13 protein-coding genes are annotated in these 17,113 nt (G+C 44.7%); 11 read left to right on the forward strand and 2 right to left on the reverse strand.

Annotation, left to right across the window (positions count from 1 at the left end; genetic code table 11):
* Nucleotides 1-779 precede the first annotated feature (779 nt).
* Nucleotides 780-2,183 (reverse strand): M20/M25/M40 family metallo-hydrolase, encoded by a 1,404-nt coding sequence (locus SVI_RS04670; protein WP_013050279.1) that lies wholly within the window; start codon nucleotides 2,181-2,183, stop codon nucleotides 780-782.
* Nucleotides 2,184-2,318: 135 nt separating this feature from the next.
* Between SVI_RS04670 and SVI_RS04675 the strand changes: the two genes are divergently transcribed.
* Entirely contained in the window at nucleotides 2,319-2,615 is a 297-nt protein-coding gene (locus SVI_RS04675; RefSeq protein WP_013050280.1) for an ArsR/SmtB family transcription factor, read from the forward strand.
* Nucleotides 2,616-2,746: 131 nt separating this feature from the next.
* On the opposite strand, the gene rpsT is transcribed toward SVI_RS04675, so the two are convergent.
* Nucleotides 2,747-3,013 (reverse strand): 30S ribosomal protein S20, encoded by a 267-nt coding sequence (gene rpsT / locus SVI_RS04680; protein WP_013050281.1) that lies wholly within the window; start codon nucleotides 3,011-3,013, stop codon nucleotides 2,747-2,749.
* Nucleotides 3,014-3,261: 248 nt separating this feature from the next.
* On the opposite strand from rpsT, the gene murJ reads away from it, so the two are divergent.
* The 10 genes from murJ (at nucleotide 3,262) to SVI_RS04730 (ending at nucleotide 17,108) form a co-directional block, all read left to right on the forward strand.
* Nucleotides 3,262-4,821, forward strand: coding sequence for a murein biosynthesis integral membrane protein MurJ (gene murJ / locus SVI_RS04685; RefSeq protein WP_013050282.1), 1,560 nt, complete (start codon nucleotides 3,262-3,264; stop codon nucleotides 4,819-4,821).
* Between the two features lie 614 nt (nucleotides 4,822-5,435).
* Entirely contained in the window at nucleotides 5,436-6,371 is a 936-nt protein-coding gene (gene ribF / locus SVI_RS04690) for a bifunctional riboflavin kinase/FAD synthetase (protein WP_013050283.1), read from the forward strand.
* Nucleotides 6,372-6,402: 31 nt separating this feature from the next.
* Entirely contained in the window at nucleotides 6,403-9,225 is a 2,823-nt protein-coding gene (gene ileS, locus SVI_RS04695; protein ID WP_013050284.1) for an isoleucine--tRNA ligase, read from the forward strand.
* A gap of 136 nt (nucleotides 9,226-9,361) precedes the next feature.
* Nucleotides 9,362-9,892, forward strand: a complete 531-nt coding sequence (gene lspA / locus SVI_RS04700) for a signal peptidase II (RefSeq protein WP_041419690.1) — start codon at nucleotides 9,362-9,364, stop codon at nucleotides 9,890-9,892.
* A gap of 5 nt (nucleotides 9,893-9,897) precedes the next feature.
* The gene (gene fkpB, locus SVI_RS04705; protein WP_013050286.1) at nucleotides 9,898-10,320 is read left to right on the forward strand and encodes an FKBP-type peptidyl-prolyl cis-trans isomerase; all 423 of its coding nucleotides are present in this window, start codon (nucleotides 9,898-9,900) and stop codon (nucleotides 10,318-10,320) included.
* 21 nt (nucleotides 10,321-10,341) lie between these two features.
* Nucleotides 10,342-11,271, forward strand: coding sequence for a 4-hydroxy-3-methylbut-2-enyl diphosphate reductase (ispH, locus tag SVI_RS04710; RefSeq protein ID WP_172634453.1), 930 nt, complete (start codon nucleotides 10,342-10,344; stop codon nucleotides 11,269-11,271).
* Nucleotides 11,272-11,513: 242 nt separating this feature from the next.
* Complete coding sequence (gene pilV, locus SVI_RS04715; protein WP_041419691.1) at nucleotides 11,514-12,080, forward strand: type IV pilus modification protein PilV; 567 nt, start codon at nucleotides 11,514-11,516, stop codon at nucleotides 12,078-12,080.
* 13 nt (nucleotides 12,081-12,093) lie between these two features.
* Entirely contained in the window at nucleotides 12,094-13,077 is a 984-nt protein-coding gene (locus tag SVI_RS04720) for a PilW family protein (protein ID WP_013050289.1), read from the forward strand.
* Between the two features lie 9 nt (nucleotides 13,078-13,086).
* Nucleotides 13,087-13,518, forward strand: a complete 432-nt coding sequence (locus tag SVI_RS04725; RefSeq protein WP_013050290.1) for a pilus assembly PilX family protein — start codon at nucleotides 13,087-13,089, stop codon at nucleotides 13,516-13,518.
* A gap of 2 nt (nucleotides 13,519-13,520) precedes the next feature.
* The gene (locus SVI_RS04730; RefSeq protein ID WP_013050291.1) at nucleotides 13,521-17,108 is read left to right on the forward strand and encodes a pilus assembly protein; all 3,588 of its coding nucleotides are present in this window, start codon (nucleotides 13,521-13,523) and stop codon (nucleotides 17,106-17,108) included.
* Nucleotides 17,109-17,113: the final 5 nt, after the last annotated feature.

Below are 17,113 nucleotides of genomic sequence, written 5' to 3' on the forward strand. Positions count from 1 at the left end.
ACACATGCTAGCAGCGTAATGGCGATAAAAGCTTGAGTCATGTTCTGTCTATCTTTTATGCTCAATTGCCTTAAAGTCCTGATTAGAGGTAGCACAACAACAAAGGGGTCGGAGCGAATAAGGTCAAACTTTCTTGTAAATCCCCAAGTGTAGATGCGGTTGCGAGCTTCGATGGCATGGATGCCATCGCAGAGCCCACATGAATGTGCTTGCGGCGTCTCGCTGAAGTATCAGCACAATCCTCGCCGGACAGGCGTTAGGTTACAATGAAGGGGCGACCTTCAAGCTACTACTCAAGAACGAAATAGCCAAATGCCCCGCCCAAAAAAAATGCATTAAAACTTCATCCGAAGGCTAGCAAGCTTTGAGGCAGAAGTTAGTTATGAAGCTTAGTAATAAAGCTAAATCGAAGAGACTCCATTCTTGTAGAACAGCTAGGTGTAGATGCGGCTGCGGACTTCGGTTTCAGGGATGAAACCGCAGAGCGTATAGGGATATATTCACAGCGTGCCGCAGAAGTATCTGCACATAAGGTCGTTCACTCACATCCATGTGATCACGACATTGGTGCATCCCTGCACGGCACCCGCTGCAGGCGATAGGTAACCATGAAGGGGCGGTCTTCGAACTACTTATCCAATATCAGCTATGCCAAAGAGAAAATTTTATCGAGCTTCATTTGAAGCAAAAAGGCCACTGTTACGAGAAACAGTGGCCTAGTAGATTAGCAATTGAAGGCTGAATCGAGCCAAGGCCCAAAGCAGCTGAAATGCTAACAGCTATTTAGCGACTTCAATGGGTCTCAGCTCAATTTCTGATTGTGCCATTAGATACGCAAACTGAGCATAGGCTGCTACGTTTTGCTGTAGTGCGGCTGGATCTATCTTGTCTAAGGTGTCGTTTGGTGTGTGGTGATAATCGAAGTAATCACGGCCATCTTGTCTTAATGATGCCACTGGTACTCCTTGCTTGGGTAGCATAGACACATCAGGGCCACCTGAGGCCGTATTATTGCCCATTACCACACCATTATGGGTCATGGGTGCACTGAGAGTTTGTAATGCCGTGAAGGCCTTGTCATTGACCCTGTAATCTATTTGATAGATACGACCGGCACCGAAATCTGACTCGGCAGCTATGTAATGTTTGGCTAGCTCATCTTGATGTGCCTTAGCGTAGGTCTTACCACCGACCAAACCCACTTCTTCGGCGGCATAGAGTACGACCCTGACAGTTCGTGCAGGCTTAATGGGCAGATCTTGAATGAGCTTGCCTGCCGATGTGACTATGGCCACGCCAGCACCATCATCTATGGCACCAGTACCTTCATCCCATGAGTCAAGATGAGCACTTATGAGTACTATCTCATCAGGCTTACTGCTGCCGGTGACTTCGGCGATGACATTGTATGAGGTCGCGTAGCCTAAGCGCTTGGAAGACATGAACAGGTCCAGCACTACATTAGGGTCCCGCTTTAACATTAACTTGATGAGGTCGGCATCTGGATTAGACATAGCTGCCGCAGGTATTTTTGTCACTCCCTCCTTGTAGCGCATCATGCCTGTGTGAGCCATACGATCATGATCTGTACCTATAGAGCGGATCACAATAGCTAACGCGCCTTTCTCTGCTGCGGTAATAGCACCGCGAGAACGGCCACCGACGGTTTTGCCATAGCCTTTGCCTGTGATATGGCGCTCGGTGACATGGTCGATAAAGACTATCTTGCCTTCGACTTCCGCTTTAGAGGCCAGTTTCAATGCCGCTAAACTATCGAATCGGGCGATGGATGCCTGTATTCCTGCTTTGGGCGTGGCAATACTGCCCCCCAGAGCGGTTATCACGATAGGCTGGCTGTAAGGAGATAGGATGCTGGCTTTCGCTTCCCCTCGATACCAGACGGGGACTTGAACCGCTTCTTTATAGACTCTGTCGAATCCCAGACTATTAAGTTTATTCTCAGCCCATTGAACCGCAATCAGGTCTTTTTCACTGCCCGCTAATCTTGGCCCTACCTCTACAGTGAGGGACTCGACTAACTCATAGGCTAAATTTGAGTTCAAGGCTTTTTGTTGTAACTGCTGAGGTATTTGAAGATTAGATTTTTCTATTGGCGTGTGCTGACAACCCAAAAGGCTTCCAAAGAGGAGTCCAATGACCAAGGTGCTAGGTGTGTTTTTCATAAGTTTCCTTTGTTTTTATTACTCATGTCCCACTTTTGAAAACAATCTAGCAAAAAGTGTGCTTTATGTCCCGACTATATCTGTAAGGCAAGGCTATATTAGTAGCGGGGATTGTTTTAGGAGAAATCGCTAGTAATGAATATTGAATTAATGCAGCAGCGGGCAGACCACGCCGTTGTGATGTTGAAGGCCTTGGCAAACGAACGTCGTCTCTTTATCTTGTGTTACCTTCTTAGTGAAGGAGAGATGTGTGTCGGTGAAATGAATAAGAAATTGGGTTTGAGTCAATCGGCTTTGTCCCAGCATCTAGCCTGGCTGAGAAAAGATAATTTAGTTGAGACCCGTAAAGAAGCTCAGACGGTATTTTACTCTTTGAAGAGTAAAGAAGTCGCGGAAATTATCAAGTTGCTTGATAACATATACTGTCATTAAAAACAGTGAAACAATCAAATTGGCAGGGCCTAAGGCTCTGCTTTTTTTATGCCTAAAATTTACAAAGTTCACTAAATTTTAGGCATAAAAAAACCGACCAAGGCCGGTTTTTTTAAGCATAAACTTAAAGATTAAGCAGCAAGTGCTTTGATCTTAGTGTTTAGGCGAGACTTCTGACGAGCAGCTTTATTCTTGTGAATAATGCCTTTAGTCGCCATACGGTCAACAATTGGTTGTGCAGCATTAAATGCTTCAGTAGCCGCTGTGTGATCGCCAGCTTTAATTGCTGTGATAACTTTCTTTACGTATGAACGTAACATTGAACGACGGCTAGCGTTATGCTGACGACGTTTTTCAGATTGAAGCGCGCGCTTCTTTGCAGACTTGCTATTAGCCAAGGTGCAACTCCTAAATAGGGTTAGATATTTTAAAGGTCGGGAATATGCCTGTTTTTTGTCACTTTGTCAATGACAATGATTGAATCTTTATCTTAAAGATAAATTAATCCAACCAGACTTGGCTATCTTCAACCTAACTCGTGTAATATGGTGCGTAATTCTAGCAGCAATTGCTTGTCAGTGACAGGGGGTAAATCACTTTTTGAGACTACTCACCTGACGTCTATCGCTCAGTTCCGGGGTATGTTTTGAGTAAAAGTTTATTTAAGTCTGGCATGATTGTTAGTGCTATGACGTTGATTTCGCGGGTGTTGGGGTTAGTTAGGGATGTGGTTATCGCTAATCTCATGGGGGCCGGTAGCGGCGCAGATGTTTTTTTCTTTGCTAATAAAATTCCCAATTTTTTAAGACGTCTCTTCGCAGAAGGTGCCTTTGCGCAGGCTTTTGTTCCGGTTTTAACTGAATATCAAGAAAAACACACTTCCGAAGAGATTAAAGATTTACTGTCTAAGGTTGCGGGAACCCTGGGCGTTATCATTACTGTGGTGACGCTCATTGGTGTCATAGCTTCCCCCATCTTAACGGCACTCTTCGGTGGCGGCTGGTTTCTCGCATGGGTCAATGGTGAGCCTGACGGAGCTAAATTTGAGTTAGCAGCCTTGATGCTGAAGATCACCTTTCCCTATCTTTGGTTTATTACCTTTACCGCCCTTGCCGGCTCTATTTTAAATAGCCGTGGGCGATTTGCCGTGTCGGCATTTACACCGGTATTTTTAAATATTGCTATCATCACAGCGGCCATTTTCTTGGCTCCTCATATGGAACAGGCCGAAATTGGACTGGCTATCGGTGTCTTCTTTGGTGGTTTAATTCAATTCTTGTTTCAAATCCCTTTCCTATTGAAAGAGAAAGCCTTAGTCAAACCTGCCTGGGGTTGGAATCACCCAGGTGTGACTAAAATTCGTACCTTGATGTTGCCTGCACTCTTTGGTGTGTCTGTTTCTCAGATTAACCTGTTACTAGATACCTTTATCGCCAGCTTTCTGATGACGGGATCTATCAGTTATCTCTATTATGCGGATCGCTTGCTGGAATTTCCTCTCGGTTTGTTTGGCATCGCAATCGCAACGGTTATCTTACCGGCTCTGTCAAAGAAGCATATCAATGCCGAAGGAAGTGGTTTTGAGTCCACCATGGACTGGGGAGTGAAAGCCATTCTATTACTTGGAATGCCGGCAATGTGCGGTTTAATTGTGCTGGCAAAACCCATGTTGATGGTGCTCTTTATGCGTGGTGAGTTTACTCTGCATAATGTTGAAATGTCGTCATATAGCTTAATGGCTTATGGATGTGGCTTATTGAGCTTTATGCTGATTAAGGTGTTGGCACCTGGTTACTATTCGAGACAAGACACTAGAACACCGGTTCGCTATGGCATCATAGCCATGGTCTGCAACATGGTGTTTAACTTGATACTTGCTTATCCCTTTGGCTATGTCGGTCTAGCCATGGCAACTTCGATGTCTGCTCTGCTCAATGCTGGATTACTCTATCGAGGTTTGCATAAGGCCGGTGTATACAGAGTGAGTAGGCAAACTGCATTTTTCTTTCTCAAGGCGTTATTATCTTGCTGTGTCATGGTGGCTTTACTGGTGCATTTCCTACCATCTCAAGAGGCTTGGCTGGGACAAGAGTTCCATGAGCGAGCCATGACCTTACTGATGCTAATTGGTATGGGCGGGGCTAGCTACCTGATATCTTTGGTGATATTTGGAGTAAGACCCTGGAAGATAAAAACAGGCTTATAACTCTGTAAACTTGTAAATATCATCATGACATATCAAGCATTAAAGTCCTGTTAGCTAGAGCCATGCTGATGCTAACCGCGTCGGGCGGGCTAGCTGACTAATTTGATGATATTTGGAGTAAGACCCTGGAAGATAAGATCCACTTTGTAACTCTGTAAATATCATCAGGACATATCAAACATTAAAGTCTTGTTAGCTAGAACCCTGCTGATGCTAACCGCGTTGGGCGGGCTAGCTGACTAATTTGATGATATTTGCAGTCAGACCCTGGAAGATAAAGACTGGTTTGTAAGCTTGTAAATATCTTCAGGACATATCAAGCATTAATGTCTTGTTAGCTAGAACCCTGCTGATGCTAACCGCGTCGGGGCTAGCTAACAAATTTGATGATATTTGGAGTCAGTTAAAGTCTTGTTTATAACCTTGTGAATTGACAAAGTCTTGTCTGATTTAAGTTCATCAAGCCGCTAAATGCCTGCTCAATTTAACAGGCATTTGGCTGTTTTATTGTTTATTAAAACCGATATCAATTATCTCGGGGAAAGATCCTTGCTGATTATCCTCTTCAGCTGGTATATAATCCGCCCACTCTGGCCTGCTAGTTATGTAATGTAATGGAACTAATCCGCGGTACACACAATATTTTACCTGCACATCACGGTTGTGTTCTCACTATTGGCAATTTTGATGGAGTGCATCGAGGCCATGCTGAAGTCATCGCTAAGTTAGTCAAGAAGGCGAGACAGTTAAATGTTCCTGCAACCTTGATGACCTTCGAGCCTCAGCCGCAAGAGATGTTCAGCGGTGATAGTGCACCAGCTAGGCTCAGTACTCTCAGAGATAAAATTATTTTACTCGAAGAGCTGGGGATCGACAGGTTAGTCTGTATTAACTTTAATGCTAAATTCGCTGATCTGTCGGCGCAGGACTTTATCGACAAATTATTGGTTGAGTCCCTAGGGGTTAAATACCTGGTAATCGGCGATGATTTTTGCTTTGGTAAGCAGCGCAAAGGTAACTTTGAGATGCTTAAGTTGGCAGGTGAAAAGCATCAGTTTGCCGTTGTGAGTACTCAAAGTTTCGTTTTAGGTGATAAACGAGTCAGTTCAACTGAGATTAGAAATCAGTTGGCTAAAGGCAACTTAGAGCAAGCAAGACGTCTACTCGGTCATCCTTTCACCTTGTGTGGTAAAGTTGCCCACGGGGAGAAAATAGGCAGGACTCTAGGCTTTCCTACTGCCAATATAGCGCTTAAACGACAAGTGTCTCCTGTTAGGGGGGTATTTGCAGTTAAGATGTATTGGGATGACAGTGATATTTATGATGGCGTGGCCAATGTGGGTTTTAGACCGACAGTAAATGGTCAGGTCTGTCAGTTAGAAGTACACCTGTTTGATTTCGATGATGATCTTTATGGTCGTACCGTCGAAGTCGAATTAGTTGCTAAGATTCGAGATGAACAGCCATTCAAATCGTTGGATGCGCTGAAAAAACAAATTAACAATGACGCTGACAAAGCCAAGGCTCTGCTTGGCAATGACGCAGGCTAAACTGCTTGGCTAAATTAATGGTATAGGATCAATGAGCGACTATAAATCTACTTTGAATTTGCCGGAAACTGAGTTTCCGATGCGTGGTAATCTGGCTAATCGTGAGCCAGAAATGTTGAAAGCCTGGACTGAAGACGGGCTGTATCAAAAGATCCGTGATAGCCGTATTGGCCGTACACCATTTATTTTGCATGATGGTCCTCCTTATGCCAACGGCGATATTCATATCGGTCACTCAGTAAATAAGATCCTCAAAGATATTATTGTAAAATCTAAGACACTGTCTGGTTTCGATGCTCCCTATATTCCAGGTTGGGATTGTCATGGTCTACCTATCGAACTTAAGGTTGAGCAGAAAGTCGGCAAGCCAGGTCATAAGGTTACTGCGGCTGAGTTTCGTGAGAAGTGTCGTGAATATGCGGCTAAGCAAGTCGATGGTCAACGCGATGGCTTTATCCGTCTCGGTGTTTTTGCCGATTGGTATAAACCTTACCTGACCATGGATTTTGGTACCGAAGCCAACATAGTACGTTCACTGTCTAAAGTTATCGAAAGTGGTCACTTGCATAAAGGTGTTAAGCCTGTGCACTGGTGTACCGATTGTGGCTCGGCACTGGCTGAAGCTGAAGTCGAATATGAAGATAAGAAGTCTCCGGCTATCGATGTTGCCTTTGTTGCAACTGATAAGGCGGCACTGCTGGCTAAGTTTGGTGCCCTTGAGATTGAAGCTGATGTCTCTATGGTTATCTGGACCACGACTCCTTGGACCTTACCTGCAAACCGCGCACTTTCAATCGCGGCGGATCTAGACTACTCACTGGTTGAATTTGTTAAGGACGACGCTACTAGAGTCGTTATCTTAGCCGAGGCACTCGTTGAGTCTTGTATGGAGCGTTATGGGGTTGATTCTCATAAGGTACTAGCTCAGGTGAAAGGTCAGGAGCTTGAGTTGTTACGCTTCGATCATCCTTTTTATGGTTTCGATGTGCCAGTTATCTTGGGCGATCATGTCACTGTCGACTCAGGTACGGGTATTGTTCATACCGCACCGGGCCACGGTCAAGACGATTTCATTATTGGCCTGAAATATGGTTTAGAAGTTGCTAATCCAGTCGGCGATAATGGCGTTTATAAGTCTGACACTGAAATTTTTGCCGGACAGCACGTATTTAAAGCCAATGCGAATGTGGTGACTCTTCTAGAAGAGAAGGGCGCCTTAGTCAAGCACGAGAGTATTCTTCACAGCTATCCTCATTGTTGGAGACACAAGACTCCTATTATCTTTAGAGCGACACCTCAGTGGTTTATCTCTATGGACAACAAAGGCCTGAGAAAGCAAGCTTTGGGCGAGATCGAGAAGACTAAATGGATCCCTGATTGGGGTCAGAGCCGAATCGAGAAAATGGTTGAGAATCGTCCGGACTGGTGTATTTCGCGTCAGCGTACCTGGGGCGTTCCTATTACTTTGTTTGTCCACCGTGAAACTGAAGAATTGCATCCTGATAGCATCTCCTTGATGGAGCGCGTAGCTAATAAGATTGAACAGAAGGGCATCCAAGCCTGGTGGGATCTTGATACCGCAGAACTTTTGGGTGATGAAGCCGACCAATACCGTAAGGTGACCGACACCTTAGATGTCTGGTTTGACTCAGGTTCTTCATTCTCATCAGTTGTTGCTGCTCGCCCTGAATATCAGGGACACGGCATAGATCTTTATCTGGAAGGCAGCGATCAACATCGTGGCTGGTTTATGTCATCTTTGATGATATCGACAGCAATGAATGGTAAAGCACCATATAAGCAAGTGCTTACTCACGGATTCACCGTCGACGGCAAAGGCCGTAAGATGTCTAAGTCTGTGGGCAATGTGATTGCTCCGCAAACCATCACCAATAAGCTAGGTGCAGATATTCTGCGTCTCTGGGTTGCTGGCACTGATTACAGTGGTGAAATGACGGTTTCTGATGAGATCCTCAAGCGTAGCGCCGATTCCTATCGTCGAATTCGTAATACAACGCGCTTCTTACTGGCTAACATCAATGGTTTCGACCCGGTAACAGACGCGGTAGCCATTGAAGATATGGTAGCTCTGGATCGTTGGGTTGTACGCCGTGCAGCTGCTTTGCAAGAAGAGCTGTTGGAAGCCTATGACCAGTATAATTTCCACTCAGTGACTCAGAAGCTAATGCAGTTCTGTTCGGTTGAGCTGGGTAGCTTCTATCTTGATATTATCAAGGATAGACAGTACACGGCTAAAGGCGACAGTCATGCACGTCGTAGTTGTCAAAGCGCACTTTATTTGATTTCTGAGGCTATGGTACGTTGGATAGCACCAATTCTATCTTTCACCGCTGATGAAATCTGGAAGCTACTTCCTGGTGAGCGAGATGCTTATGTATTCACTCAAGAGTGGTTCCAAGGGCTAGAGTCTGTAACTTTAGAGTCAGACCTTAGCGATGAGTTCTGGGATAATTTGGTTAGCGTACGTGGCGAAGTTAACAAGGTTATCGAGCAAGCTAGACGTGAAAAGCAGATAGGCGGTTCACTGGAAGCCGAGATCACTCTTTACGCAGATGATGATTTAGCTAAGATACTAAACAGTCTGGGCGATGAACTCAGATTTGTACTCTTGACATCTAAGACCCAAGTACTTGCTTTATCAGCTGCACCTAGTGATGCGATTGAAACTGAGCTTGCATCGCTTAAGCTTGGCTGGTTGAAGTCAGAGTCTGCAAAATGTGAACGCTGTTGGCATCACAGAGAAGATGTTGCTCAAATTGAAGCTCATCCGACTCTGTGTACCCGTTGTGTCACTAACATCGAAGGCGAAGGTGAAGTACGTAAGTTTGCCTAACTTCCATGCTAGAGCCTGATATATATTTCAGGCTCGATACTTTGATGGACGGCGGCTTGAGCATTTTAGCTGCCATCGATATTTGAACTATAGAAAGTGACGCTACTATGCGTCATTTTTTTTAAGAGGAAGTCCTATGCCAACTAATTGGAAAGAGAGCGGTTTGCGTTTGTACTGGGTAGTTGTACTGGTATTTATCGCCGATCAAGTCTCTAAGCAATGGGTCTTAGCTAACTTTGATCTTTATGAGTCTGTAAAGTTATTGCCGATTTTTAGTTTTACCTATGTGCGCAACTATGGGGCTGCATTCAGCTTCCTCAGTGACGCAGGTGGTTGGCAGAAATGGTTATTTACCTTTATAGCAGTGGGCTTTAGTGCCTTGCTGACGTTCTGGTTGAGAAAACAGCCGAGACAGATGTGGCGACTCAATCTTGCCTATACTTTAGTTATCGGTGGTGCCTTAGGTAACCTTATCGATCGTCTGCAGCATGGCTACGTGGTCGATTTCTTAGATTTCTATTGGGATAAGAGTCACTTCCCGGCGTTTAATATCGCCGATTCAGCAATTTGTGTTGGAGCTGTACTCATTATTCTGGACTCATTTATCTCAGATCGCCTCGAGAAACAAAAAAAAGCGCAAGATGAAAAAAGTGCTGCAAAGGAGTAATTGAATTGACTGATGTACGTTCCATTTTATGTCATATGAATATAGTGCTTGAAGATGGCTCTACGGCCGATAGCACCAAGGCTTCGGGTAAACCCGCTAGGCTTAATATCGGTGACGAAAGTTTAAGTCCTGCTTTTGAGGCGCAAATAAACTCACTGGAAGAAGGTGATACTCATAGCTTCACGCTTCAAGCCATTGACGCCTTCGGTGAATCAAATCCTGATGCGATTCATTATATGGATAGAAGTAAGTTTCCTGGAGATATGAAACTCGAGCCTGGTGTTATCGTCAGTTTCGGTGGACCCGGTGGCAGTGAGATACCTGGCATAGTGCGTGAAGTTGCCGGTGATTCGGTGACAGTGGATCTCAATCATCCTTTAGCAGGTCAAGTGCTTACGTTTGAACTGGAAGTGATACAGGTACTTTAGTGTATGAATAAACCAAATAGTCTGCAGATAAAACTTGCCAACCCCAGAGGCTTTTGTGCCGGTGTCGATAGAGCCATCAGCATAGTCGAGCGCGCCCTTGAGCTATTTTCTCCACCTATCTATGTTCGCCATGAAGTGGTGCACAACCGTTATGTGGTCGAGAACCTTAAAGATCGCGGCGCCGTGTTTGTCGAAGAGCTAGACCAGGTTCCCGATGATAGTATCGTTATCTTCAGCGCACACGGTGTATCTCAAGCTGTGAGGGCCGAGGCTAAACGTCGCGGTCTTAAGGTATTTGATGCAACATGTCCTCTGGTAACCAAGGTGCACCTTCAAGTGACTCGAGCCAGCCGAAAAGGTATCGAGTGTATCCTTATTGGCCATGCTGGACATCCAGAAGTTGAAGGTACCATGGGTCAATATGATAATCCTAAAGGGGGAGTATTGTTGGTTGAGTCTCCGGAAGATGTGGAGTCTATGGAGGTCAAAAATCCAGAAAACCTGTGTTTTGTGACTCAGACTACTCTGTCTATGGATGACACCGCAGATATTATCGCGGCATTGCAGAAACGTTTCCCTGCTATCGAAGGACCGCGTAAAGATGATATCTGCTACGCGACTCAAAATAGGCAGGATGCAGTACGTAATGTTGCCGATGATGTGGATCTGTTTATTGTCGTAGGATCTAAAAATAGCTCTAACTCGAATCGCTTAAGAGAACTGGCTGCGAAGTGTGGCTCCGAGGCGTATCTGGTAGACAATGCTGATGATATCGACTCTTCCTGGTTCACTAATGTGACTAAAGTGGCTGTAACTGCTGGAGCATCGGCTCCTGAGGTACTGGTTAAGCAAGTTATAGATGCTATTGCCGAACTCGCTCCAAGTGTGATCACCGAAGTAGAGGGACGCAAAGAGGATACTGTCTTTGCTGTACCAGCTGAGCTGAGGTAGAAGGCGCTAACAAACAGATGATTTGAAAGATTAAGGAGGCTTAGGCCTCCTTTTTAATGGCTGAAATTCACGAAAATTCTAAGGGACTCAATCTTTAGACTCTAATATTACTAGCAGGCAACATTCGACTAAACTATGATTAACCTATATCATGGTTTTATAATGCTAACTTACAGATTTATAACAGGTATTTTACTAATTAAAGCGTCAAATATGTGGCGAATGAAGGGGGTTTGACGCTAATGAACAATAAAACTAAAGGATTCTCACTTATTGAAGTTTTAGTCTCATTGGTCATTCTGGTTATTGGATTAATCGGTATTTTTAATTTACACCTAGTTGCCAAGAGAGGTAGCTTCGAATCCTTCCAGCAGACATTAGCTTCCTATTACGCCATCGATATTATCAATCGGATGAAGCTTAATAGAAGCCAATTAGCTAGTTATGCGGGGACTTATGCTGGCACTCTGCCAGAACCTAGTAAGTCTTGTGATGTCGCTCTTATGGTCGGTGGGGGCAGTGGTGGCATTATTTGTTCTAATGTCGAGACTCGTGCATGGGATTTATACGGCTGGGAGCAGTCGATGAATGGTGCCGGTGAAACCAAAGGTACCCGCTCTATTGGAGGTTTAGACACACCGACCGCCTGTATTCAAGTATCGGGCTCTGGTGATGTATTAGTCGTGATGACCTGGAGAGGAATTCGTGCTGTTTCAGATGGTGCTTCCAACGCCGATGCCTTTGTGAAATCTTGTGGCACCGCAAACAAGCGCAGAAGAGCCTATTCAATCAATACTGTAATTATCTAGTTTGGTTAATTTTATGAGTAATAAATTTAAAGTACAGCAAGGCTTAACTTTAGTTGAGATGATGGTAGCCATGGTTATCTCACTGTTTTTAAGTGCTGGCCTGTTTTCAATGTTTACCATGTCGGCCACTAATGTGGTTACGACCAGTCAGTTTAACCAATTACAGGAAAATGGCCGCATTGCGTTAGCTTTAATTGAGCGAGACATTAGTCAACTTGGTTTTATGGCGGATATGACAGGCACCGATTTTATTGTAGGGACCAATACCCAGATTGATGCTGTTGCCATCCCTGCCAGCGATGATTGTATTGGTGCTGGGGTGAATAATGCGAGTCTGCCAAATAATAACCCAGCTCATTTTCGTCGGCTTTGGGGCTATGAACAAGGAGTCTCAACTGAGTCATTCGCCTGTTTAACCGGTGTCTCTGCTTCGACAGATGTCCTGCAGGTCAAACGCCTAATCGGTCCATCAGTGGCTGTACCTAATGATAATAATCGCTATTACATGGGAACTACAGCGAATGAAGCCGTGATATTTAGTGGCGATCAAGTCACACCGGTTATGGACAATGCTCGTTTCTGGGAATATCAGCATCATATTTACTATATACAGGAAGACGATGGAGTTCCGGTACTCCGTCGCCGTGTACTGAGAAGAGGCGGCATGAAAACGTCGGGTAGTTACGAGCAATTGGTAGAAGGCATCGAGAATATGCGAGTGCTATACGGCTTCGATAATGATGGTGATGATACCGCAGATAGTTTTATGCCAGTGCAAAATGTCACTAATCTGATGTGGGATAACGAGCTGTTTCAACGCTTGGTCGCCTTGAGAATTTTTTTATTGGTGAGAGCCGTTAATGAAGATCGAAGTTTTACTAATCAATCGAGTTATCAACTTGGTGATAAGAATATTCCAGCTACAGGTGATCATTTTAGACGAAAAGTAGTTTCAGCCACCATAGTACTCGAAAACCCTGTGCTGATAAGGAACTAGGAGATAATCATGAAGAAACAAGAAGGTATGGTACTTTTTTTCTCCTTGATAGTACTGATGATTATGACTGTTATCGGTATTGCACTGGCTGTTAACTCTAGCCAATCGATGAAGATGGCGGGTGCTGGCTCAGAACGTATTGAGGCCTTGTCGGCTGCTCAAGGAGCTCAGGATAGGGCGGTAGCAAATAATCAAGGGGCAAGTATGGCTAACATAGTCGGCACTATTACAGTTGTCGATACCGCGCTAGGGGTTACCAATACTCTTAATCCCTTAGCTGCTGGAGATGTGAACTGCCAAAGAAGCACCAAGGCCAGTTCTGCAAATTTAATCAGCTGTAGAAGAGTTGAAATTTCAAGTCTTGCAACATTTGGTAAGAAAAATATGGGTCAATTGACTGTGGTCGCTGGCGTTGAACAGGAAGTATTAACCGGGAGTTAGTTATGTGGATCAAACGTTTTCTATGTGCCGTTCTCATGGGGTTAGGCATGATATCGGGAGTGACTCATGGAGATGATACTGAACTCTATGTATTTGAGTCTTCGGCACGCTCAGGGGCGAGACCACAGGTTCTGATTATCTTCGATAACTCGGGCAGCATGGGGACCATGATCGAGGATGCTGAAGCATTTTACGACTCTAGCATTATCTATCCAGCAGTTGGCAGTGATAACTCGCTTCAGGAGCGAATGGTCTATTTTACCAAAGGTGGCGTGGATAACTCGGCTATGCCAGTACCCGACAGCCCCTCTGAAAGTAGGCGTTTTCTGGACGAAATCAATGGTTGTGAAACATCTTGGGATTACCTGAATACATACGGGGTATTTACTGGTTTTTTCAGGGAGTATTCCTTTGCAGGTCAAAATGGGACCTGGCAGGAGGTACCGGATAATAATGGCGCTAATATCAATATTATAGATTGTTTCGATGATATTGAAGGGGGAAAATGGAAGAATGCCCCTGGTCAGCCAAACGGCTTCCCAGTTGACAGTGCCGGTAACAAGAAAAATCCTGTTCGGTACACTGAAGTGGATAATGGCTCATCAAGCTCTGACTTTGATGCGGCAATTGAGAAAGCACAACTTACGGCATTTGGTACTGGGCAAACCATTACTCTCTATACAGATAATTATCTTCGTTGGTTTCATGGTGATAAAGACTTAGTGCCTAAATCTAGGCTAGAAGTGGCGAAAGAGGTCATAAAAAACACCATAGTAACAACGCCTAGTGTCGATTTCGGATTGGCTATTTTCAATTTAAATTATCGTTATGAAGGAGACAGAGATGGTGGGCGAATTGTGTCTGGCATCAAAAACATGACAGAGGCTAATAAGGTGAGCCTGTTAGAGACCATAGAAAATTTGCCCGCATCGACCAACACGCCTCTGTGTGAAACCTTGTATGAAGCTTATCGTTATTTTTCCGGTAAAGGTGTTTATTATGGCAATGATGACAGTAACTATAGTAATTGGTATCGAGCTAATAGACCCCCTAGAGACACGAGTATAGAAGATAATGGTAAATATATTTCCCCGTTTAAAGAGTGTCAAAATCGTGCCTACGTTGTCTATATTACCGATGGTGTACCTACGGTGGATCAATCTGCCAATAGCAAGGTAAAGGCGTTACCTGGAGTGAGTAGCAGCGATAAATTTGTTAACTCTAGTCCAAATTTCACCAGCTACTTGCCTGCGTTAGCCGGCTGGATGAACACTAACGATGTGAATACTAATGCGGCTTTTCCTGAAGAACAAAACGTTACTACCTTTACCATAGGCTTCAGTGATGGTGCCGATGATGCGGCTCCATTGTTGACTAGGACCGCTGAATTGGGTGGTGGAGAGTATTATTCGGCAAAAAGTGCGACACAGCTACAAGCTGCGCTATCACAAGTTTTCTCACAAATTCTCGAGGTCAATGCGAGCTTTACGTCTCCCTCTATTGCCAGTAATAACTTCGATAGAACCCAAACCTTCGATTCTGTTTACTATGCTATGTTTCTACCGAATAAAGGGCCGCGTTGGATGGGGAATCTAAAGAAGTTTAGAGTGACTGGCAGCGGTGATATCGTAGATAAGAATGGTACTCTGGCGATAGGAACAGATGGTAACCTTAAATCATCAGCCTGTTCATATTGGACGTCAAACTCAGTCTGCTCGTCGAGCAGTGATGGTGGGGACGGTAATGATGTTAGAACTGGCGGATTAGCGCATGTTTTGAGAACTGGGGGAAATAGAACATTATACGGTAATTTTGCAAGTGGAGGCGGGCTCCAAGCCTTTACTAAGAATAATGCTTCCAGCCTGGCAGGTGGGGATGTTGCATTAGCTAGCTATATGAAAACAGATATCGATCAATTGGCTAACCTTTTTGATTGGGCAAAGGGTGTCGATGTCGATGATGATAATGGCAATAATAGTGTGGTGGATAAGCGGGAGGATATTATTGGTGACCCGCTGCATTCTAAGCCCTTGGCAATTAATTTTGGCACTTCATCGGTTCCAGATATCAGGGTCATCATGGGAACAAATCATGGTTTCCTGCATATGTTTAAAGATACCGGAGCCAGTGTCACTGAATCTTGGGCATTTATGCCCTATGAATTGTTGCCTAACATCACAGTACTCAGAGCCAATGTGCCAACGGGGGTCCACTCTATTTATGGCATGGATAGTCCGCCAGTTTCATATGTAAAAACAGGACCATCAGGAATAGAGAAAGCTTGGATTTTTGCGGGGATGAGACGTGGTGGCAAATCATATTATGCTCTCGATATCACTAATCCAGATTCTCCCAGCTTTATGTGGAAAATCGATTCCGATAGTGAAGGAATGAGTGAGCTAGGTCAGACTTGGTCTGAGCCTGTTGTAACACTTATTCCTGGCTGGCCTGTGGGTAATACAGATCCTGACTTAGCATCTCCAGTACTTATTTTTGGCGCCGGATACTCTCCATCGACAAAGGATGCCGCCGCTGTCGGAATCGATGATACTGAGGCTAGGGGAGTGTTTATTGTCGATGCTAAGACTGGTGTATTAGTTCATTCTTTTGGACCCGCATCAGGCAGCAGTGTGACCCAGATGCCAGGAATAACTGATAGTATTCCTAACTCTGTGGCTGTATTAGATGCCAATGGTGATAGGTTGACCGATAGAATCTATGCAACTGATACCGGTGGCAATGTGTGGCGTATGGATCTCCCAAGTGCTAAGCCTAAAGATGCAACGAATCCTTGGACTGTATTTAAATTTGCAGATTTAGGCGGCGGAACATTAGCCTCTGATAGACGTTTCTTTGCTGAACCCGCAGTGGCACAAACGGTATTTACTAACCTATCTGAAGTCGATGTCACAGTCGGTGGTACTACGACTAAGACCAAAACATATCAGAACGTTGCTTATGATGCAGTCGTTGTTGGTACAGGCCATAGACCTCATCCATCGGATAAGAGCCGATCCGACATGTTTTTTATGCTTCAAGACCGTAATGTTATATCACGTTCATTCAATGGGGAGCCGGGTAATGAAGCTCCAGCTCCTTTGACATTATCAAATCTTTATAATATCACCACGGCGGCTCCAGCTTCTGATGATGAGAATATTGATTTTGGTCTCAAGCGTGGCTGGTATTACGGATTTGGCGGAGTCGGAGAGAAGAGTCTGGCTGGCGCATCTATTATTGAGGGACGAGTATTCTTTACTTCATACGTGCCGGGAGATACATCATCGAGTAATCAATGTTTGATTGCCGGAGTGGGCCGCCTATATGGTTTCAATTTGCATAAGGGGACGCGTTCCTATACCCACGAATATCTTGAGATGGGTGAGAGAGTTCCTGATACTCCTCAACTGGTGATCCCACCTAATGGGAATGGTGAATCCTATATGTACCTTATCGGTATAGGTGCTGCAGGGGAAGATATGGAAAAAGCAGGTGGCGGTGGAGATGGTGATGGCTGTCCTCCTGGTGATGAAAGATGCGTCGGTGGTGGTTTAGGTGTCAATAGAATCTATTACCATATAAATGAATAAGAGCT

The organism is Shewanella violacea DSS12, assembly GCF_000091325.1.
GTDB classification, from domain to species: domain Bacteria; phylum Pseudomonadota; class Gammaproteobacteria; order Enterobacterales; family Shewanellaceae; genus Shewanella; species Shewanella violacea.